This is a genomic window from Kitasatospora sp. NPDC001095, from assembly GCF_053598615.1.
The window spans coordinates 19,672-39,448 of the sequence record NZ_JBSFKQ010000065.1; the positions used below are offsets into that span (position 1 = coordinate 19,672).

Annotated in this window: 23 protein-coding genes; 12 read left to right on the forward strand and 11 right to left on the reverse strand. The window is 73.9% G+C overall.

Features of this window, described 5'->3' with window-relative positions; translation table 11 throughout:
- Window positions 1-17 precede the first annotated feature (17 nt).
- Together ACWDBB_RS32935 and ACWDBB_RS32940 are read left to right on the forward strand one after the other, a co-directional pair.
- Complete coding sequence (locus ACWDBB_RS32935; protein ID WP_449793074.1) at window positions 18-542, forward strand: hypothetical protein; 525 nt, start codon at window positions 18-20, stop codon at window positions 540-542.
- Complete coding sequence (locus ACWDBB_RS32940) at window positions 539-1,300, forward strand: helix-turn-helix domain-containing protein (RefSeq protein WP_449793075.1); 762 nt, start codon at window positions 539-541, stop codon at window positions 1,298-1,300. Before ACWDBB_RS32935 ends, ACWDBB_RS32940 begins: the two co-directional genes overlap by 4 nt.
- Here ACWDBB_RS32940 and ACWDBB_RS32945 read toward each other — a convergent pair.
- From ACWDBB_RS32945 to ACWDBB_RS32975, 7 genes are all read right to left on the reverse strand, one after another.
- The gene (locus ACWDBB_RS32945) at window positions 1,273-1,932 is read right to left on the reverse strand and encodes a class I SAM-dependent methyltransferase (protein ID WP_449793076.1); all 660 of its coding nucleotides are present in this window, start codon (window positions 1,930-1,932) and stop codon (window positions 1,273-1,275) included. The genes ACWDBB_RS32940 and ACWDBB_RS32945 overlap by 28 nt on opposite strands.
- A 100-nt stretch (window positions 1,933-2,032) precedes the next feature.
- Entirely contained in the window at window positions 2,033-2,797 is a 765-nt protein-coding gene (locus tag ACWDBB_RS32950) for a CPBP family intramembrane glutamic endopeptidase (protein ID WP_449793077.1), read from the reverse strand.
- Window positions 2,798-2,984: 187 nt separating this feature from the next.
- Window positions 2,985-3,410 (reverse strand): arsenate-mycothiol transferase ArsC, encoded by a 426-nt coding sequence (locus ACWDBB_RS32955; protein WP_449793078.1) that lies wholly within the window; start codon window positions 3,408-3,410, stop codon window positions 2,985-2,987.
- Entirely contained in the window at window positions 3,407-4,861 is a 1,455-nt protein-coding gene (locus ACWDBB_RS32960; RefSeq protein ID WP_449793079.1) for an ASCH domain-containing protein, read from the reverse strand. Before ACWDBB_RS32960 ends, ACWDBB_RS32955 begins: the two co-directional genes overlap by 4 nt.
- 134 nt (window positions 4,862-4,995) lie before the next feature.
- A complete protein-coding gene (locus ACWDBB_RS32965) occupies window positions 4,996-5,844 on the reverse strand; it encodes a helix-turn-helix domain-containing protein (protein WP_449793080.1) in 849 nt (282 codons plus the stop codon).
- 31 nt (window positions 5,845-5,875) lie between these two features.
- Entirely contained in the window at window positions 5,876-6,406 is a 531-nt protein-coding gene (locus tag ACWDBB_RS32970; RefSeq protein WP_402404227.1) for a DUF6879 family protein, read from the reverse strand.
- Window positions 6,330-6,641 carry a hypothetical protein gene (locus ACWDBB_RS32975; RefSeq protein ID WP_402404230.1) on the reverse strand — a complete coding sequence of 104 codons (312 nt, stop codon included), beginning with the start codon at window positions 6,639-6,641 and terminating at the stop codon, window positions 6,330-6,332. Before ACWDBB_RS32975 ends, ACWDBB_RS32970 begins: the two co-directional genes overlap by 77 nt.
- Before the next feature lie 476 nt (window positions 6,642-7,117).
- Between ACWDBB_RS32975 and ACWDBB_RS32980 the strand changes: the two genes are divergently transcribed.
- The 3 genes from ACWDBB_RS32980 to ACWDBB_RS32990 all read left to right on the forward strand — a co-directional run bounded on the left by ACWDBB_RS32980 (window position 7,118) and on the right by ACWDBB_RS32990 (window position 9,310).
- Window positions 7,118-7,672 carry a hypothetical protein gene (locus ACWDBB_RS32980; protein ID WP_449793081.1) on the forward strand — a complete coding sequence of 185 codons (555 nt, stop codon included), beginning with the start codon at window positions 7,118-7,120 and terminating at the stop codon, window positions 7,670-7,672.
- Window positions 7,673-7,944: 272 nt separating this feature from the next.
- Window positions 7,945-8,484 (forward strand): RICIN domain-containing protein, encoded by a 540-nt coding sequence (locus ACWDBB_RS32985; protein ID WP_449793082.1) that lies wholly within the window; start codon window positions 7,945-7,947, stop codon window positions 8,482-8,484.
- 292 nt (window positions 8,485-8,776) lie between these two features.
- Entirely contained in the window at window positions 8,777-9,310 is a 534-nt protein-coding gene (locus ACWDBB_RS32990; protein ID WP_449793083.1) for a ricin-type beta-trefoil lectin domain protein, read from the forward strand.
- A 149-nt stretch (window positions 9,311-9,459) separates the two neighbouring features.
- Here ACWDBB_RS32990 and ACWDBB_RS32995 read toward each other — a convergent pair whose 3' ends face one another.
- The 3 genes from ACWDBB_RS32995 to ACWDBB_RS33005 are packed head-to-tail and all read right to left on the reverse strand — an operon-like array spanning window position 9,460 to window position 11,572.
- Window positions 9,460-10,617: a hypothetical protein gene (locus ACWDBB_RS32995; RefSeq protein WP_449793084.1), complete on the reverse strand. Its 1,158-nt coding sequence runs from the start codon at window positions 10,615-10,617 to the stop codon at window positions 9,460-9,462.
- Window positions 10,614-11,045 (reverse strand): hypothetical protein, encoded by a 432-nt coding sequence (locus tag ACWDBB_RS33000; RefSeq protein WP_449793085.1) that lies wholly within the window; start codon window positions 11,043-11,045, stop codon window positions 10,614-10,616. The genes ACWDBB_RS32995 and ACWDBB_RS33000 overlap by 4 nt, the downstream gene beginning before the upstream one ends.
- A 5-nt stretch (window positions 11,046-11,050) precedes the next feature.
- Window positions 11,051-11,572 (reverse strand): peptidylprolyl isomerase, encoded by a 522-nt coding sequence (locus ACWDBB_RS33005; RefSeq protein ID WP_449793086.1) that lies wholly within the window; start codon window positions 11,570-11,572, stop codon window positions 11,051-11,053.
- A 183-nt stretch (window positions 11,573-11,755) separates the two neighbouring features.
- Here ACWDBB_RS33005 and ACWDBB_RS33010 point away from each other — a divergent pair, with 183 nt between their 5' ends.
- Window positions 11,756-11,965 (forward strand): hypothetical protein, encoded by a 210-nt coding sequence (locus tag ACWDBB_RS33010; RefSeq protein WP_449793087.1) that lies wholly within the window; start codon window positions 11,756-11,758, stop codon window positions 11,963-11,965.
- An 86-nt stretch (window positions 11,966-12,051) separates the two neighbouring features.
- Here the strand turns inward: ACWDBB_RS33010 and ACWDBB_RS33015 are convergent, their stop codons facing one another.
- A complete protein-coding gene (locus ACWDBB_RS33015; protein WP_449793088.1) occupies window positions 12,052-13,407 on the reverse strand; it encodes an ALF repeat-containing protein in 1,356 nt (451 codons plus the stop codon).
- 122 nt (window positions 13,408-13,529) lie between these two features.
- On the opposite strand from ACWDBB_RS33015, the gene ACWDBB_RS33020 reads away from it, so the two are divergent.
- The 6 genes from ACWDBB_RS33020 to ACWDBB_RS33045 all read left to right on the forward strand — a co-directional run bounded on the left by ACWDBB_RS33020 (window position 13,530) and on the right by ACWDBB_RS33045 (window position 19,642).
- Window positions 13,530-14,468 (forward strand): NAD-dependent epimerase/dehydratase family protein, encoded by a 939-nt coding sequence (locus ACWDBB_RS33020; RefSeq protein WP_449793089.1) that lies wholly within the window; start codon window positions 13,530-13,532, stop codon window positions 14,466-14,468.
- A 97-nt stretch (window positions 14,469-14,565) separates the two neighbouring features.
- Window positions 14,566-15,642, forward strand: coding sequence for a LuxR C-terminal-related transcriptional regulator (locus ACWDBB_RS33025; RefSeq protein ID WP_449793090.1), 1,077 nt, complete (start codon window positions 14,566-14,568; stop codon window positions 15,640-15,642).
- 182 nt (window positions 15,643-15,824) lie between these two features.
- Entirely contained in the window at window positions 15,825-16,526 is a 702-nt protein-coding gene (locus ACWDBB_RS33030) for a hypothetical protein (RefSeq protein WP_449793091.1), read from the forward strand.
- Between the two features lie 325 nt (window positions 16,527-16,851).
- Window positions 16,852-17,079, forward strand: a complete 228-nt coding sequence (locus ACWDBB_RS33035; RefSeq protein WP_449793092.1) for a hypothetical protein — start codon at window positions 16,852-16,854, stop codon at window positions 17,077-17,079.
- 52 nt (window positions 17,080-17,131) lie between these two features.
- Window positions 17,132-18,940 carry a glycoside hydrolase family 35 protein gene (locus tag ACWDBB_RS33040; protein ID WP_449793093.1) on the forward strand — a complete coding sequence of 603 codons (1,809 nt, stop codon included), beginning with the start codon at window positions 17,132-17,134 and terminating at the stop codon, window positions 18,938-18,940.
- Window positions 18,941-19,216: 276 nt separating this feature from the next.
- Window positions 19,217-19,642: a spore-associated protein A gene (locus tag ACWDBB_RS33045; protein ID WP_449793094.1), complete on the forward strand. Its 426-nt coding sequence runs from the start codon at window positions 19,217-19,219 to the stop codon at window positions 19,640-19,642.
- Window positions 19,643-19,777: the final 135 nt, after the last annotated feature.

Here is a 19,777-nt window from a genome sequence, read left to right on the forward strand (position 1 = left end):
GATCGCAGGACGAGCCGGTGGACGGGCGGCCGGCGTGGCTGTGCGCCGCCGCGCTGGCGGTGGGCGTGGCCGCGTCGGTCCCGCTGCGCCGCAGGGCCGGCCGCGGCGCGTACACGGCGATCTGCCTGCGGGCGGTGCTGCTGCTGACCGCCGTCCGGGGTGCGGCGTTCGCGACGGCCCAGGCCGTCCACACCGTCCGGATGCGGGCGCACGAGCCGCGCGGCGTGCCCGCGGTGGTGACCCACTGCCGGGTGACGGGCCGACTGCCGGTGGAGGGCGGCGGCCTGGGCGCCAGGACGTACGGCTGCACCTACCGTTCGAGCGTGGACGGACAACAGTTCGACGAGGAGCGCCCGGTCGACGAGCCGTACCCGGACGGCCAGGAGACCCGGGTCCGGCTGGAGGACGGCGGGCGGATGGTCACCGGCCGGCCGAGCCCGCTGGGGGGCCCGTTCTGGAGCGCGTCGGCCCTGCTCGCGCTGGCCGCCGCGCCGTACTTCGCCGTCCGCCTGGCCGGGCGGGCCCGGGAGGCGGGCCTGTGAGGGCGGCGACGCCCGGGGCCGGGCCGCGGTTCGCCGTCGGCCCCGGGTACGCGCTGTACCGGGGGCCGCTGGCGGACAGCGCCTTCCACCGGCACGCCGCCTTCCAGGTCGCCGTCGCGGGCGGGCAGGCGGGCGGGGCCGCCGGCGAGCGCGCCGCACGGGTGGCGATCGACGACGCGGCGGGGCAGCGCCACCGCGGTCCCGCGATCGTGGTGCCGCCGATGGTGCGCCACCGGATGCGCCCGGTCCGGGAGGTGCTGGTCTTCTTCGTCGACCCGCACTGCGCCTTCGCCGACCGGCTGCGCCAGGACTGCGGCGAGGGCGTCACCGTGGCCCCGCAGTGGCACGGCCTGACCGAGCGGGAGGTCCGGCCCGGTGGCGGGCTGCCCGCCACCGGGCTGGACCCGAGGCTGCGGACGGCGATGGCGGCGCTGGCCGACGACCAGGTGCCGCTGGAGGGTCTCGCCGCGCGGGTGGGGCTGTCCCCGCAGCGCCTGCGGGCCCTGGCGCAGCGGCAGTTGGGGGTGCCGCTGGCACGCTGGCGCAGCTGGCAGCGGCTGTCCCGGGCGGCGCTGGCCCTCCGCGACGGCTGCTCGCCGGCGCAGGCGGCGGCTGCGGGCGGGTTCGCCGACCAGGCCCATTTCACCCGCTGGATGCGGGAGTTGACCGGGTTGACACCCGCGCAGGTGCTGCCCGCCCTGCGCGGGGTGGACGTCGGGTGCGCGGGCGTTCAGCCGCCGGCCCGCCGCGCGGTGTAGAAGGACATCGACCCGGTCACCGTCGCGACGGTCTCCACCTCGCGCACGTTCTCGAAGCCCGCCTCGGCGATCAGCCGGGGCAGGATGCCGTCGGCGTTGGGCTGGGTGTCCTGCTTCCCGTCGACGAGTTGGACGATCCGGAAGGCCAGGCGCATCGCCGGTGTGCGCTGCTTGCCGTAGTCGGCGATCACCAACTTGCCGCCGGGGCGCAGGGTTCGGTGCATGGCGGTGAGGATCGCCTGCTTCATGGGGAGCGGGCACTGGTGCAGGACGAGGCTGGAGACGACGGTGTCGGCCGTCCCGGGACCGACCAGGTCGTCCACCGCGTCGCCCATGCCGTTGCGGAAGTCGGCGGTGCCGCCCGCCGCGGCGGCCTTGCGGCGGGCCAGGCGCAGCACGGCGGGGTCGGGGTCGACGCCGATGACGGTGGCCTGGGGTTCGGCCCGGTTCAGCAGGAGCGCGAGGGAGCCGGTGCCGCAGCCGACGTCGACGATCAGGTCGCCGGGCCGGGGGGCGGCGTGCATGGCGAGCAGGCTGCGCCAGAGGCGTTCGCGGGTGAGCGAGACGATCGGGTCGTAGAGCCCGAGGGCGAGGCGCCCGGCGGCGGGGGTGAAGGTGTCGGTCGTGGTCATCCGGCCAGTGTGGGCGGCCGCTTGGGGCGGAGTCTTGAACGATTCGCTCGCGCTCTGGGGCGGCCCCGCGTGCTCCGCGGGGCAAGCCCGAGGGAGCACTTCAGGATTGGGCCGGGGGGCGCACCGTTTCCGGAGGGCCAGGAACTGGCACCGTCGGAGCTCGGAGCAGCAGTACCAGTCCCAGCGCCAGGTCGACGACGACGCCCAGTGCCTGCAGCCAATCGGGCGTCTTCCCGGGCGAGTAGATCTGCAGGTAGTCGGACAGCCCGTGCACCAGGACCAGCGGCCAGATGCTCCCGATGTACAGGCGCGCGCCGCACAGGCAGAAGCCGAACGCACCGGCCTCCACCACCTGCCACAGCGTGTTGCCCAGGGGGGCGTCGAAGAACAGCCAGTTGTCGAGGTGCCCGACCCCGAACAGCACCGCCGTCAGCCCCGCCGCACGCACCGGGCCGAGTGGCCGCGCGACCTCCAGCACCAGTGCCCGGCTGCCCAGTTCCTCGCTGACCCCGATGCTGAGCATCAGCGCCACCCCGCCCACCAGGGTCGCCGTACTGCCCTCGATCCCGGGCAGCGCCGCCAGGCCCGCCAGCGCCGCCACCGGCAGCAGAGCCGGCCAACGCGCCATGACGCCAAGGCTCGTCACCCCGCTGGCTGCCGACATACCCCAGGCTCGGAGCAGCACCAGCACCACCACCGCACCCGCCAGGTTGACCACGGTCGGCCCCAACTGCGGGAACCATCCGGGCTCCATCGGCGGCAGCGACTTCGCCACCACCACGATCGTCGCCTGCCAGAGGACCGCAACCCCGACCGCCCCCAGCACCGGGTTCCGGCGCACCCGGCTCCCCCATCGCGTCAGCACGCCTCGATGGTAGGCGGGAAGAAGCCAAGTCAGCGTCAGTTCAGCCGAGTTGGAAGCACCCAGCCGCCATACTCCCCCAGACGGAAGGACCCTGGACGAACAAGTCCGAGCCCAGCACACCGAGCAGAGGCCGGGCGGCCCCGCGCGCCCCGCGGGCCCGCCCGGCAAGAGGTCGGTGTCGTGCCGATCAGGCGGTGTGGAACAGCCGGGCCGCGTCGTGGATCTCCGCGACGGCCCGGACGTAGTCCTCCAGTTCGCCGCCCCACGGGTCGGTGATGCCGGTGCCGAGGACGCGCACGGGCCGGTCGGGCCCGGCGAGGGCCCGGACGGTGTCGGCGGTCTCGTCGTCCACGGCGAGCAGGTCGTCCGCCCAGTCGAGCTGCTGCCGGTCGAGGAGGACGCCGCGGTGCGCGGTCAGGTCGTAGCCGAACCCGGCGGCGGCCTGGATCATCAGCGGATGGGCGGGCTTGCCGACATGCCAGTCCCTGGTGCCGGCCGAGCGCACGTCGAGGGTGCCACCGGCCTGCTGGGCGAGGATCAGCGCGGCGATCGGGGACCGGCAGTGGTTGCCCTTGCAGATCACCAGGACGTTGCGGCGGCGCGGAGAACTCACCGGGGGTCCACCCGTTCGATCTCGAAGGTGAGCACGCCCAGCGCCTCCTTGTGGGGCGGGAAGATGGCGTGGATCGCCTCGAGCTGTTCGGCCTCGGTGGCGTGGGGGTTGACGGCTTCCACCCGCTCGGTGCCGAACATCTCCCTGAAGGTGCGGTACTTCCCGATCCGTGTGACCCTGGTCAGGCAACTGGACTCGCGGCAGGTGAAGTTGATCAGGTCTCCGACCCTGATCCGCTTCATGGACTCGTAGGCGACGCGGACCTCGACGGTCTTCTCGCCCTTGGCGATCAGGTCGAAGTACTGCCGGTAGATCGGCATGGTGCGGGGGCGCTTGGCCTGGGAGTCGTGCGTGGCGGGCCGGCGGGTGCTCATCAGGTCTTCCAATGCGGTTGTGGTGTAGGACCGGAAGAAGTGCCTGGGGTCGCTCAGCACGAGTTCGCCAAGGCCCGTCAGCGCTTCGACGTAGTCCTCTCGGGTGCCGGGCCAGGCCGAGGGGTCGAGCAGCCACGCGGGGGTGGTGTCGTCCCGGGCGGGTCCGGCGTCGGCGGCTTCGCGCAGCAGGCTCTTCGAGAGCTTTCCGCCGTCGCTGCCGAGGATCTGGGGGGTGAAGATCCGGACGGGCAGGGGTCCGGCCGGCGGGCCGAGGGCGGCGTGCGCGCCGTCGACGAGCTGGCACCCGAAGGCCCAGTCGCCGCCCTTGACCATGACGTGCAGGGTGCGGTCGCCGGGCCGGTAGGAGCGTTCCTTGACGACGTTGCGGTAGAGCGTGGCGAGGTCGAGGTAGCCGCCGCCCATCGGGGTGATGTCGGCTTCGTGGCGGCCGTGTTCGAAGCAGTGCGCCTCGAACAGGCCGCCGGCGTCGTCCAGTTCCAGCAGCCGCGTCCGGTCCGCGTACTTCTCCGCCCATCCGCAGTCGGGGCAGGGCAGCCGGATGTGCGCGGTGCCGCTGTTCGGCGAGAGCCAGGCGCCAATCTCGTCGAGGAGTTCCAGCGTCCGCAGGAACTCGGCCCGGAAGGCCGGGGTGTCCTGCTGGCGGGTGTAGGTGGTGACCGTGTACGGCACGTTCGTCCGGGCGCTGCAGGCGTCGAACAGCGGCAGGTAGTGCCGGGCGATGAGCGACGAGATCTCGTCGGCGCCCAGGTGGTGGTCGTAGGCCCGCTGGTAGCGGCGCCCGTCGACGTTGGTCGTCTCCGCCGGGGAGTTGTCGAGCGCGCAGAACTCCACGCCGGTGTCGAGGCCGAACTCGTCGCGGGCGCGCTCCGCGAGGAGGAAGGCGAGGCTCTGGACGAGGTGGGTTCCGAGGTGCGGGTGCCCGTTGATCTGGGTGCCCACGGAGAAGCTGACGTTCTCGATGTCGGAGTCAGAGATGCGCGGCCGCAGGACGTCCACGGCGTCCTCGACGGCGTTGGCGAGCACCGTGTTCGGGGACCGGAACGCGGAGGTGGTCATGGTGCGCCTCCCTCGGGTCGTGATGGTACGGCGGGTGAGGTGGTGCGAGAGCACCGGCCGGCGGCGGGGTGCGTGATAGACCGTAGGGACCCCGGTGCGGTGCTCTCAACGAACTTGCGCCTTCTTGCGGTTCGTCACTCCAAAGAGTCAACGGCATCGAGGATCAGCGCCCTGGCCTGCGCCCCGTACACGGCCATGCCCGACAGGCCCACGAAGGCCCGGATGTAGTCGGTGATCTCTCTGGGCTGGAGCACGTTGACCTTCGCCGTCAGGGTCTCCACCGCCCCCCGCTGATCGTCGAAGAGGTAGAAGGCCTCAAGCGGCCAGATGACTCGCGGGCCGCCGGCCGGGATGATCCCGATGGAGACGGAGGGCAGCGACATCAACGTGAGCAGGTGGCGGAGCTGAGCGGCCATGTCCTCCGCACTGCCGATCCTGGTTCGCAACACCCACTCTTCGATCAGGACCGCGAACCGGTGCGTCCCCGTGCACATGAGCCGTGCCCGAGCCAAGCGCGCCGGTACGGCCGCTGCGACGTCGTTCGGGGTGCCCTGGAAGTCCGTGATGGACTGCATGAGCGCCGTGGCGTACTCGGCGGTCTGGAAGAAGCCGGGGAGCACGTTGGAGACGTAGATCCGGAAGAGCCTCGTGCGCTCGTAGTCGCTGATGACCTTCTCTTGCGCGAGCCTCATGCCGGAGCTGTTCCGGCGCCTCCACTCCTGGTACATCGAATCGGCGGCGCGGGATGCCGCGATCAGGTCGGGGATCCGGTCGCCGGCGCCGCAGGCCGTGCACCAGACCCTTATGTCGTCTTCCGACGGGGCGGCCTTGCCGGACTGGATGCGAGAGGTCTTGGCCGGATGCCAACCGCACAGGGCGGACAGCTCGCTCCCCTTGAGTCCGGCGTCCTTGCGGATCTCGACCAGTTGGTCGGCGATGGCCTTCCGTGCGGCGACGACGCTGGACGAAGACGACGATGGCATGTGCTGTCCACCCGGGCGGTTCGGAGCTGACTCAGACCTCGAAGTCCTCGTGGGGTACTGCTCGTTCCCACACGGCCTCGAAAGCCTTCGCGCACAGATCCACGGTGGCCGGTTCCTCGGTCATCACGTTCCGGGGAGTAGCCCACTCACCGTCGCCCGTGAACAGGTTGAACCGCACGATCCGGCTGTCGAACAACCAGAAGTCGGCTCCTGGCAACGCGAGGTCCAGCGCCCGGCTCCGGGGCAGCCATCGGATCTGCTCACCGGCCGCGATGTTGGTGAACGTGTGGGAGTGCTCGTAGCGGATGTACTCGGTGACAGGCTCCGACACGATCCGGGCACGCCGGATCGTCACCCCACGGGCGATGGTCTCCACCACGAAGTCATGGAACGGATGCCACCACTCGGCCCGGTTCTCCAAGGAGTACCGGTGTCCGGCCTTCCATGCGGCGAACTGGTCGGCCTCGTCGCCGACGCTGTACTGATCACGCATCTCCAGATGCACGGCCGACTTCTTCGTCTCCCGGAGCAGGGTCCTGAAGTCCGGCACGTTCGATGGCATCGCAAGCCTTCCTGATGATGGGGATCATTCGCTCGGGGATACTGATCACGGACTCGTGGTCGGGTACGCCGACCTTGTGCCCGGCAACCCACTCGGTCTCGTTGACTTCCGCGAACTCGGCCCCGGTGACGGTGTCGCTCTGGATCACGAGCCGACGCTGAGCCACGTCCGCCCAGACGGTGGGCGAGCCTTCCTCGTTGGTCTCAGGGTCGATTCCGAAGAACTCTAGGCCCATGGCTACCTCTCCTGTCGCATAAGCTTGCGAATCCTTGCGCCCGGAGTTGACGTGCCTGCCAGCATCCCGCGCTCGAGGCCGCCTTGTCAGGCGTTTCATCTCCTGATGAAACCCGGGCTGCTCGACCCAACAACTCGCCGCGCTCGTCGGCATCGCCAAGGCCAGCGCCAGCGAGCACGCCACGACACTGCGCAACGCGGGCCTGATCGACACCCACCGGGACCGCCAGTCGACCGCCCATGTCGCCACCCCCACCGGCATCGCGCTGCTCAACGCGCCCTCCGCACGCCCCTGACCGGCCGCCTGCCGCAACAGCGCCCGTCGGAACTCCCGGGCGCACCGGCACCGACGTGCTGCCCCGCGGCCGTCCGGCGGCACCTCCTGGTCCAGGTAGCGGGCGGGCGGCAGCACTCCCGGGCGCGGTCGCGCCCGCCGCCGCTGACAGCGGTGCCGACGACTGCCGCTACGGTTCCTCCGTGACTTCACCCACCTGGACCGATGACGAGATCGTCGCGAGGATCCGCGACTTCGCCGAGGCCCGCCGCCTCCCCCGCCCCGCACCGGCCCAGGCCGCGGACGAGTTCGAGGCCCTCACCGGGTTTCCGATGCAGCCGCTGCTGCGGAGGATCTACTGCGAGGCGGCCAACGGGGGCTTCGGCCCCTACGGCGGCGCCCTGCGCCGTCGCGGCAGCGTGCCGTGCGGCGTAGTGTCGCTGACCGACACCAAGCAGCGGTTCAGCAACGAGACGTCCCTGATGACCCTCTACCGGCAGTGGATCTCCCAACCGTCCGGGGAGGACGAGTTCCATCCGCGCAACGTGCTGCCGCTGGCGACCCTCGGCGGCGTCATCTGGTGGTGCATCGACCTCAGCACCCGAGAAGGCCGCATGTGGGGCGGGGACGAGAACGCCTGCGACCGCCACTGGCTAGCACCGCAGGACCTCACCCTCGCGCAGTGGCTCACCGACTGGCTCCGCGGCGACGACACCGCCCCGGAGATTCCGGCCGTTCCCGGCTGCCCCACCTGCTGATGCCCGCTGCCTGCGGCCCCTCCCGCCCGTACGCCCGTGACCTGTGCTTTCCCGCTGAGCTGCGGGCGGCCGGGCATCTGGCTAGCCTGGTCATCGGGTGGGTACGAGGCATCGTCGTGCCCGCTGGGCCTGCGGAGGCCCGACAGCCGGGCGGTGAGCGATCCGCCCCCCTCGGGCACGTGTGGCAACCGCCCCGTGATCCGCCAGGGCTTCCGACGCCATCCGCGGACGAGCCCGCCGACCTCTCGGACACCCCACAAGGGACAACCCACATGAGAGCGATCACCCTGTCTCCCGCCAAGCGCGTCGCGACCGCGGCCGTCACCGCCGTGCTGCTGGCCGGCACCCCCGGCCTGGCCGCGGCAGCCACCACCCCGCCGACCGCCCGGCCGTCCCAACAGGCCACGACCTGGTACCAGTTCAGGATCTACCCGAACAACACCCCGGCCAGGCACCTGGACGTCGACAGCGGCGGCAGGGCCGTCGTGGCCGTTCCCAACCCCGAGAGCGAACGCCAGCAGTGGAGCCTGAGCACCATCGGCGGGCTGCCGCTCGTCAAGAACCGGGCGACGGGCACGTGCCTGACCGCGCCGAGTAACACGCAGGACCCCGTCACCCTCCAGGCCTGCGACAGGAACAACCCGCACCAGCGGTGGGACGTGCACCACGTGACGTCCGGACAGGTCGAGATCTCGCCCCGGGACCACCCCGCTCTCGCTCTCACCGGGAGCGCGCAAGCCGGCAGCAAGGCCGTCCTGCGGCCCTACGTGGCGGAGCACAACCAGCAGTGGTTCATCCGCTCCGTGAAGTAGCGGTCCCCCGCCCCCGGTGAACCCCTTCGACGCCCACGGCGCGCCCGTGACCTGCGCTTTCCCGCTGATCTGCGGGCCGCCGGACATCTGGCCGGCCTGGTCGGGCGGGCACGAGGCACCGCCGGGCCCCCGGGCCCCGCAGGCCCGGCAGCCTGGGCGGTAGCGATCCGGCACCCTCGGGCGACCCCCCGGCCCGGCCCCGCGACCCCCAGAGCCTCCGACGCCATCCGCCGAGGATCCCGTACACCTCTCGGACACCCCACAAGGGACAACCCACATGGGAGTGACAACCATGTCTCCTGCCAAGCGCATCGCGACCGCGGCCATCGCCACGGCCCTGCTGGCCGGCACCCCCGGCCTGGCCGCGGCAGCCACCCCGCCGGCCGCCCCGCCGACCCTGCAGACCGGGGCCTGGTTCCGGCTCGAAGTCCTGCCACCGACCCAGCCCAGCGTCGTGAAGACGATGGAGGTCAACAGCAGCGGCACGGTCGTCATGGCCGACCGCGAGCCGAACAACAACCGCCAGTTCTGGAGCATGAGCGGCCCCACCGGCAAGCAGCTCATCGAGAACAGGGCGACGGGCACGTGCCTGACCGCGCCGACCAGCGGCGCCGGGAGCCCCGTCACCCTCCAGACCTGCGACAAGAACAACGTGAACCAGCAGTGGAACGTGCGCTACTGGTCGGAGGGCAGGTTCACGGTCTCGCTCACGGCCCGCCCCGCCCTCTACCTCACCGGGGGCGCGACCATCGGCACCGAGGTCACCGTCAGGATCTACACCTCGACCTTCGCCCAGCACTGGGCCGCGGTGCCCCCGGGGCGCTGATCCCTGGACGAGCGCCGACCCCGTAGCACGTCGGCCCACCCCGCGGCCCTGCCCGACCCCCGGTCGGGCAGGGCCGCGTGCGTGAACGCCCCCGAAGTGACCCGACCGCTCGAGTAGCCCGTCGACGCAGCCTGTCGGCCCGGGGGAGTTCAGCCGCTCCCCCGGGCCGACGGGTCTCCCGGGCACGCGGTCGCGAGGGTGACCATGCGGTGCATGACCTCGGCCGGGACGCCGGGGTTGCGGGCGGCGGCTTCGGCGCTGCACGGGTCGAGCAGACGCGTCGCCAGCTCGGCCGCCGGCAGCACCGGGTTGGCCAGCGCGTGCCGCCGCACGCCCAGGTCGGGGTCGGCGGCCAGCCGGACCAGGGCCTCGGGGGCGATCCGCGGGTCGCCGGCGGCGCCGCGGCGCACGCCCGGGTCGGCGTCCCGGGCGAGCCGGTCGACGTGAGCCGCGGTGGAGGCCGGGTCGTCGAGCGCGAGCACCCGCAGGCGCGGGTTCGGGTCCGCCGCGAGGCGCAGCAGGCCGTCGCGGGGGAAGTTGGGGTGGTTGCGGGGGCGGCCGGGGAAGGAGAGGCTTCCGTCCCACCAGGCCGCCACCTCCAGCAGCATCGCGGGCGGGGCGTCGTCGCAGGACTCGGCCAGGAAGAGCCGCACCACGCGGTCCTCGTCGCGGGCGAGCAGGGCCGCCACGTCGGCGGGCAGGTGCGGTGCCCTGGCGACGCTGCGGCGGATCAGGAGTTTCGGGGAGGCGGCGAGGCGGCGCATGGCCGCGGCGTCCTGGTGCAGGGCGCCGACCCACCACAGGGCCGAGGAGAACCCGTCGGGCTCGATGTCGGGGACCTCGGCGGCCATCGCCTCGATCTCCTCGGGGGTGGCGGGCGGCACGGCGTCGGGGTGCGGGGCGCGGGCGATGCCGCGGCCGCCGCCCGGGCGCTTGCGGGCGTTCAGGTGCTGCTCGGCGAGCTCCGCGAACAGCCCGCACCGGAGCGCCCCGGGCTTGGCGGCGATGAGGCGCTCCCACTGGGCCGGTGACAGGTGGCCGGCCTCGGCGGCGGTGACGCGGACCTGCCGGTCCGGGTGGACGACGGCGGCGTCCAGGACGGCTTCGGGCAGGTCCTCGCGGTACAGGAACCAGGGCCGGCCGGCGTCCAGGAGCCGTAGGAGCAGGTCGGTGGGCGCGGCGCGGTTGAAGCCGAGTCCGGTCAGCCAGGCGGTGCCTGTCTCCTCGTCGACTTCGCCGACCGAGGTCAGCGCGGCCCAGCCGGGGGCGGGTGCGAAGGCGCGTGCGGCGGGGTGTGTCCGTGTCACCGGCCGACGCCCCTGCCCGGACTGTACGCGGACCGTGCGTCCCGTTCGGCTCCGCCGTCCAGGCGGGCCAGCGCCTCCCGCACCGCCAGGCGTCCGGCGGTGCGGAAGGAGTGCTCGCGCGAGTCCACCAGGTGGACGACGGTGTGGTGCACCACCAGCGCCAACGCCAGGGGGACGCCGGGCAGTTGCTCGGCCAGCTCGGCGCTCACGCCCTCGGCGAGGGCGGCGTGGAAGCGCTCCAGGTCCTCGGGGTCCGGGCCGCCGTCGACGGTGGCGTCCGGGGCGGACTCCAGGTGCAGGCCCTCCTCCCAGGGCTCGAAGTCCACGGTGACGATCGCGACGTCGCCCGGGCAGCCCGCCTGGCGGACGTAGCGGGCCCGTACGCCGCGGACCGGGCGGGGCGGGAAGAAGGGCCGGGCGGGTGCCACCGGGGTCAGGAGTGCTCGATCTCGACCGAGGTGATCACCACGTCCTCGAGCGGGCGCTCGTCCGCGGTGGGGGTGGTGGCGATCGCGTCGACGACGGCCTTGGAGGCGGCGTCGGCGACCTGGCCGAAGATGGTGTGGCGGCGGTTGAGGTGGGTGGGGGTACCGACCGTGATGAAGAACTGGGAGCCGTTGGTGCCCGGGCCGGCGTTGGCCATCGCGAGCAGGTAGGGCTTGGTGAAGAACAGCTCCGGGTGGAACTCGTCGGCGAAGGAGTAGCCGGGGCCGCCGGTGCCGGTGCCGGTCGGGTCGCCGCCCTGGATCATGAAGCCCGCGATCACCCGGTGGAAGAGCGTGCCGTCGTAGTACGGGCCCTGGCCCGGCTCGCCGGTGCGCGGGTCGGTGTACTCCCGGGTGCCCTCGGCGAGTTCGGTGAAGTTGCGGACCGTCTTCGGCGCGTGGAACGGGAACAGCTCCAGGCGGATCGGGCCCGCCGTGGTGTGCAGGGTGGCGAACCGGGCAGTGGCCACGGGTGACTCCTCGGTGCGGCTGGTACGGGCGGTGCGGGGCAGTACGGGCGTTGCGGCGGACGGCCGATGCGATGGCCTGGGCCGTTCGGCTACCGCATCCTGGCACAGCGTGCGCCCGCGCGTCCGAACCGGGTGGGACGATCCGCCCGTCAAACGTACGGAGGGCTTCGCGGGAGAGAGCAGGTGGTCGTGGTGGTCGGCGCGGTTCTGGTGGGGGTGCTGGTCCTGGTCGTCGCGGGGTGCGGCTGCGTGGTGTGGGCCGACCGGGGCGGGCCGCGCTGGGCCCGGGTGGTCGCGGCGCTCACCCTCGGCGCCGGGCGGGCGGTGCGCGGCTACCAGCGCAACCGGCCCCGCCGGGTGGGCGGCGGCGGCAACGGCGGGGACGGCGACTGAGGCGCGGCCCCCGCAGCGGTGCCGGACGCGGCGCGTCCCCGGCTGCCGGGATGGTGGTCGGCGGCGGCCGGGGACGCGAAGGGGTGTCAGCTCTCGGTGGAGCCGGTGGAGCGGCGGCGGGCGGCCACGACCAGCGCCGCGCCCGCGGCGAGGGCGGCGGCGGCGCCGCCGGCCTCCCAGCCGAGCCCGTCGGTGCCGGTGGCGGCGAGCGTGCCGGTGCCGGTGCCCGTACCGGTGGTGCCCGTACGGGTGGCGGTCCCGGTGCCGGTGCCCGTGGTGGTCTCGGTGAGGCCGGCGGGCTGGACGGCCTGCGGCTGCTGCCCGGAAGCGTCGGTACCGGTACCCGTGCCCGTACCACTGCCGGTGCCGGTTCCGTTGCCGGGCTTGGCGGCCGCGGCCTCGTCCTCGGCGCGGGCCTTGGCCCAGCCCTCCTTGAGGAAGGCCTCGACGGCCTCGTTCGTACCGGCGTCCAGCGCCTTGCCGGCCGCCGCGCGCACCGCCGGGCCGCCTGCGTCCATGAGCCGGGAGAGCTTCACCCGGTTGTCGTCGGCGCGCAGGCGCGGCAGCTCGACGGTCATGAAGTGCCGCGCGGCCTCGGCGTTGCCGCCCATGGCCTTCTGGGCGGCCTCGACGGTGTACGAGCTGCTCTCCTTGTCGGCGATGACGCGCAGGATGTCGACCCGGTCGTCCTCGAACTGGGCCTTGGCGAAGCCCTCGTTGAGGAACGCCTCGACGGCCTCGTCCGTGCCGGCGTCCAGCGCCCTGCCGGCCGCCTCGCGCACGGCCCGGCCGCCGGCGGCCATGAGCTGGGAGAGCTTGACCCGGTTGTCGTCGCCGCGCAGCTTGGGCAGCTCGGCGGTCAGGAAGTGGCGCAGGTCGGCGGCACCGCCCTTGAGGGCCTTCTCGGCGCCCTCGCGCACGCCGGGGCCGGTCTTCGGGTCGGCGAGGATGGCCTCGACCCGGGCGCGGTCCTCGTCCTCGGCGCGGGCGGTGTACTGGCCGGTCTTCAGGAACTCGGCGATGGCGTCGTCGCCGCCGTTGAGGGCGGCACGGGCGGCCGCCTTGACGGCCGGGCCGCCGACGCTGTGAATCCGGGCGGTCAGGAGGCGGTTGTCCGACTTCCGCAGACCGTCGAGCTCGACCGCCAGGAAGTGCCGCAGGTCGGCGGCGCCGCCCTTGAGGGCCTTCTCGGCGCCCTCGTGCACCCTGCTCCAGGATTCCGCCGGCGACTCGGCGAGGATGCGCTCGACCTCGGCGCGGTCCCGCTGCTCCTGCGCGTCGCCCTGCTCGGGTGCGGTGTCCTTGGCGGAGTCCGAGCCGGTGTCGGGGCCGGAGATGCCGGTCGGCCTGGGGGCGTCGGAGGCCGAGGCCGCGGTGGGGAAGAGGACGGCGGGGGCCAGGACGGCGGCCGCGACGACGGCGGACACCCGGGGCAACTTCATCGAGGGCAAACCTGCTTCGCGTGAAGGAGTCATGAACGCCCGACAGCATAGATCCACTTTTACGATCGCCGTACCGATTAAGCGTCACGGCCCTGCCCGGGGGCGCCGCTAGGGTGTGGCGGATGAGCTTCCACCTCGTCGTCGGACACGGGCCCGCCGGGGCCGCCACCGCCCGCCTGCTCGCCGAACAGGGCCACGAGGTGCGGGTCGTCACCCGCACCGGGGCCCCCGCCGGGCCGGCCGTCCCCGGCGTCGAGCACCTCGCCCTGGACGCGAGCGACCCCGTACGGCTGGCGAAGGCCGCCCGCGGCGCCGTCGCCCTCCACGGCTGCGCCGCGCCGCCGCTGCCGCAGTGGACGCGGCTGTGGCCGGCGCTGGCCGACTCGCTGTGCGCGGCGGCCGAGGAGAGCGGCGCGGTGCTGGTCATGCTCGGCAACCTGTACGGCTACGGGCCGGTGGCCGCCCCGATGACCGAGGACCTGCCGCTCGCCGCGACCGGCCGCAAGGGGCGGGTGCGGGCGGCGGCCTGGGAGCGGGCGCGGGCACTGCACGAGGCCGGGCGGATCCGGGCGGTGGAGGTGCGGGCCTCGGACTTCTTCGGCCCCGGCGTCACCGACGGCGGCCACCTGGCCGCGCGGGTGATGCCCAATCTGCTGAAGGGCCGCCCGCTCGGCGTCGTCGGCGCCCCGGACGCCGCGCACAGCTGGACCTATCTGCCGGACGTGGCCCGGGCGATGGTCGAACTCGCCGGCGAGGAGCGGGCCTGGGGCCGGGCCTGGCACGTGCCCACCGTCCCCGCCCTGCCGGTGCGGGCGATGGTCGACCGGCTGGCCGCCGAGGCGGGTGTCGGGCCGGTCGCGGTGCGCCGCCTGCCGGCGGCGGTGCTGGCCGCGGCGGGGCTGGTCTCCCCGCTGCTGCGCGAACTGTGGGAGGTGCGTTACCAGTTCGACCGGCCGTTCGTGGTGGACAGCTCCGCGTACGAGGCGGCGTTCGCGGTGCGGGCGACGCCGTTGGAGGAGCAGGTGCGGGCGACGGTCGCCTGGTGGCGCGAGCGGCCGTAGGTCCGCGTCCGCGGTCCGCCCCCGCCCCTTCTCGCCCGTACCCGTCTCCTCGTCCGTTCACCGGACGCCGGGCCCCGGCTTCCGTAGTATTCCGTCCGTGGCCAAACGGCGTGACGTTGAGCGGGAAGTCCTGTCATCCATCGGCGAGTTGGCGTCATCCGGGTTACCGGCCGCCGAGCTGTTCCGCGAGCTGCACACCCTGCTCCTGGAACCGCTCGGCTTCGACGGCGGCTGCTGGCACGGCAACGACCCGGTCACCGGGTTCCCCACGTCCACCGTCGCCGACGGCCTCGATTTCGCCCAGTTCGAGCAGGCCGTGCAACTGGAGCTCCAGGGCGGGGACACCACCACCTTCACCGCGATCCGCACCGCCGGCCACCGGGTGCAGACCATCGACCGGGCCACCGACGGCCGTCCCGAACGCAGCGTCCGCTACCGGGAGTTGCTCCACCCATGCGGCTACGGCGACGAACTGCGGATCAACTTCGACCTCGGCGGCGGCCGCTGGGCCTCCGCGGCGTTCATGCGCGAACGCGCCCGCGGCCGCTACGACCTGCCCCACCTGCGCCTGGCCGAACGCGTCGCCGCGCCCATCGGCGCCGCCCTGCGCGACACCCACCTCGCCGCCCTGCGCAGCGCCGGCCCGCCGCAGCCCCCGCACACCCCGGCCGTCGCGATCCTGGACGGGTACGGGCGGCTGCGCTCGGCGGACGCGGCGGCCCGCGAACTGATCGGGCAGATGGCCGAACCCACCGCCCACACCGGCGGGGTGCCCAGCGGCTTCCTCACCGTCGCCCGCCTGGCCGCCCGCCGCGGCGGCCCCACCGAGATGCGGGTGTGCACCCCCGACGGCCAGTGGCTGACCCTGCACGCCTCCCCGCTGGACGGCCGCCGCGGCGGCATCGCCGTCGTCGCCTCCCCGGCCTCCCCCGTCCAGCGCCTGCCGCTGGCGATCCTCGCCCACGGCCTGTCCCCGCGCGAACAGCAGGTCGCCCTGCACGCGGTGCGCGGTGCCAGCACCAAGGACATCGCCGCGCTCCTGCACCTGACCGTGCCCACCGTCCAGCAGCACGTCACCGCGATCCTCCACAAGACCGGTGTGGGCAGCCGCCGCGAGCTCGTCGCCCTGCTGATGGCCGACCACCTCCCCACCCTCGGCCTGCCGCCGCAGTAGCGCCCCTGCGGCCCGCCCTTCTCCGGTCAGCCCTCTCCGGCCCGCCCTTCTCCGGTCAGCCTTCTCCGGCCACCGGGCCGAACCGCTGTGCCCCGCGCCCCCGACGGTGTCCGCGCATCGCGGTGCCTGCTAGCATCCGCGCAGTTCAGCGGCATGATCACGGGAAAAGCAGGGGGGTCCGGATGCAGGACGGAACCGGCGAGCAGCCGCACCGCGCAGCGGCGGCTCATGGCGTTGCGGCGACGCAGGACGCGGTGGCGGCGCAGGACGGCGAGGTGACACGCCGTCGGCGACGGTCCCTCGGCGTCGCGGCGGGGGTGTGCGTCCTCGGGGCGGCCGGGATCGGCGCGGCGCTCCTGGTCTCCTCCCCGGGCGGCGCCTCGGCCGGGCCGGGCGGCGCAGCGAGCCCGGCCGCGTCGGCGAGCCCTTCGGCCGACCCCTCGCCCGGCGCCCCGGCGCAGGCCGCGCCTGCGGCCGCCCCGGAGGCGACGGCTCCGGCGAACACCGACCCCGCACCCGACCCCGCCTCCGTCCCGCCCGAGACGGCGGTCGCGGCGACGCAGGACGCCGAGGGCGCCGAGGCCGGCGAGCCGTCCGCCCGGCCGGCGACCTCCCGCCCCCGGTCCCAGGCCGCGTCCACCGCCCCGGCCGCCGGTACGAGCGGGGCGCAGTCGGCCGGGGCGCAGGCGCCGGGCCGCTCGCAGGCGCCGGCCGCCAAGCCGTCCCCGTACTGGACGATCCCGCCGCGGCCGGAGCTGCCGGCCCCGCCCACGTCGGTTCCGACCAATGCCCACTGCCCGCCGCTGCAGGCCATGACCTACGACGGCTGCCGGTCGATCGGCCCGGTCATCACGCTCCCTCCCGTGGTGCGGCCGACGGGCTGACCCGGGGCGGCCGCGGCGCGTTGTCGCAGGTGGGGCCCAGGGTTCGCCCGTGAACGTTCGCGAGGCCATCCCGATCCGACACGATCCCGACCATGACACCCGCACCATCGGGCGGTGCGATGGCGGCCGGTTCTTCGCGTGGGTCCTTGGCTGCCTTCCCCGAGGAGTGGAGCGGTGACGACTGGCAGCCGCAGAAGCGCTGGTACGCCGTGCTGCACCGGTTCGACGAGGCCGGCAGGCACCTGGACTCGCGCATCCGGTCCACCGGCACGACGGCGGACGGCGAGGAGCGGGCGGTCGCCGCGGCGCGGCTGCTGCTGGAGGAGTGGCTGGACGTCCTGCCGGGGCGGCCGGGCACTACCAGGACATCGCCGTCGCGCCGTTCGAGGTGCGGTTCGAGGGCGCCCTGTTCGGCTTGGTCCCGGAGGGGGACGAGGACGAGGAGGACGGTGTGCGGATGGAGTTCCATCCGGGCGGCCTGGCTTCTGCGCCCCGTGGGACGGCTGCTACGACACCTGAGGACAAGCGGGGCGCGCGGCCCGTTCCTCGCTAGGCTCGGCGGTGCCGGGGCCTGCGGGGCCTCCTGTGGGAAGGCGGGTGCGCGCGTGCTCGGGTACGACGCGGACGGGTTCGTCCGGGACGGGGCACCGCACCGGGTGGTGGCCGGGGCGGTGCACTACTTCCGGGTGCACCCGCAGTTGTGGGAGGACCGGCTGCGGCGGGTGCGGGCGCTGGGGGTGAACACGGTGGACACCTACGTCCCGTGGAACTTCCACGAACTGCCCGGCGGCACGGTGGACTTCACCGGCTGGCGGGACGTGGCGCACTTCGTGCGGCTGGCCGGCGGCCTCGGGCTGGACGTGATCCTGCGCCCGGGCCCGTACATCTGCGCGGAGTGGGAGTTCGGGGGGCTGCCGGCCCGGCTGCTGGCGGTGGACGGGCTGCGGCTGCGCTGCGCGGACCCGGCGTACCTGGCCGAGGTCGACGGCTGGTTCGACGCGCTGGTGCCCGAGTTGCTGCCGCTGCTGGCGAGCCGGGGCGGGCCGGTGGTGGCGGTGCAGGTGGAGAACGAGTACGGCAGTTACGGCGACGACGCCGCCTATCTCGCCCATCTGCGCGACGGCTTGGTACGGCGCGGCGTGGACTGCCTGCTGTTCACCGCCGACGGCGCCCACGACACCATGCAGCAGGGCGGCGCCATCCCCGGCCACCTCGCCACCGCCACGTTCGGCTCGCGCGCCCCCGAACGGCTGGCGGTGCTGCGCCGCCACCAGGGCGAAGGGCCGCTGACCGCCATGGAGTTCTGGATCGGCTGGTTCGACCAGTGGGGCCTGCCGCACCACGTCCGCGACCCGAAGGAGACCGCCGCCTCGCTGGACGAACTGCTCGCCACCGGCGCCTCCGTCAGCCTCTACATGGCGCACGGCGGCACCAGCTTCGGCCTGTGGGCGGGCGCCAACCACTCCGGCGCCCACCCGCTGGACGCCGGCTACGAGCCGACCGTCACCAGCTACGACTACGACGCGCCGATCGGCGAGGCCGGCGAGCTGACCGAGAAGTTCCACGCCCTGCGCGAGGTCATCGGCCGCTACCTGCCTCTGCCGGACGGCGAACTGCCCGGCCCCGTACCCCGGGTGGCGCCGCAGCGGCTGGAGCGCGCGCGGGGGCGGGCGGTCCTGGCGCAGGCCCTGGACGCGCTGTCGCGGCCGCTGCGGCACGCGGCGCCGCTGCCGATGGAGCAGGTCGGGCAGGACCGCGGCCTGATCCACTACCGCACCCGGGTGCCCGGTCCGCGCCCCGAACTTCCGCTGCGCATCGACGGGTTGGCCGACCGGGCGCAGGTCTTCGCGGACGGCCGCCCGCTCGGGGTGCTGGAGCGCAACTCCCCCGGCGCGACGCTGCCGCTGGCCACCGGGCCCGACGGGGTCGTGCTGGACATCCTGGTCGAGGCGCTGGGCCGGGTGAACTACGGCCCGCAGATGGACGACCGCAAGGGCATCACCCGCGGCGTCTCGCACGGCCACCAACGGCTCTTCGGCTGGGAGATCCGCCCGCTGCCACTGACCGACCTGTCGGCACTGGGTTTCACCGACGGCGCCGACGGCACCGGGGCCGGGGAGGCAGGCGACGGGGAGCCGGCCTTCCACCACTTCACCGCCGAACTCCCCTCCCCCGCTGACGCGTTCGTCGCCCTGCCGGACTGGGGCCGCGGCCTGCTGTGGCTCAACGGCTTCCTCCTCGGCCGCCACTGCGCCGCCGGCCCCCAGCGCACCCTCTACGCCCCCGCCCCCCTGTGGCGGGCCGGCACCAACGAGCTGGTCGTGCTGGAACTCGAACGGCACGGCACCGCGGTGGAGTTGCGCGACGAACCGGACCTCGGCCCGGTCACGGCGGCCCCCAGCTCCGACTACTGACCGGCCGGGGCCGAACGGTTGCGCTTTCGGCCCCGACCGTGCGCCCCCGGCACGGAATCGGACCGTCCTGGCGCGGCGCGGCGCCAGGACCGTCCCGGCACGGAATCGGACCGTCCCGGCGCGGCGCGGCGCCAGGACCGTCCCGGCACGGAATCGGACCGTCCCGGCACCGATCCGGACAACGGTTACGGACGACGCCCCGCCGTTGCCGGGCGTTCCTGTGTCCTTGTCCGGCACGTCAATCGCCAGGAGTGCGAGTCGCATGAAGGAGCCAGGATGTTCCGCAGGAATTCCGCTCGTACGACGGCCCTCGCCGTGATGGCCGGCTCGATTCTGCTCGCGGTGCCCGCCACCGCCGACGCGACCACCACCGCCTACACCCCGCAGACGGCCTGCGGGTCCAGCTACGCCACGATCGATTCCTTCAACCTGCCGGGCGGCACCTCGACCGTCTACCTGACCTACAGCAGGACGACCGGCAAGAACTGCGTCGCCACCATCAAGAACACCAGGACCGGAACCCCGACGCTGACCGGCGCCTACCTGACCTTCGGCGACGGCAGCGGAAGGCAGCAGGACCTGGGGAACTACAGCTACTACGCCGCGGCCTACCTGTCCGCCCCCGGACAGTGCATCTACTACGGCGGCCGGGACTACAACTCCGGTGACTGGTGGGGCAAGGGACCGGGCTGGTGCAGCTGAGCGGCGGCCCGGCACCGGCCGGGTAGGGTCCGGCGAAGGCCGGCGGGCGGCCGTGCGCGTCCGCCGGGCCGACCGGTGAGTGCGCCGGGGCCCCGGGGCGGCCGGCGGGGGGGGGGCCCCCGGGCCCGCGCCCGG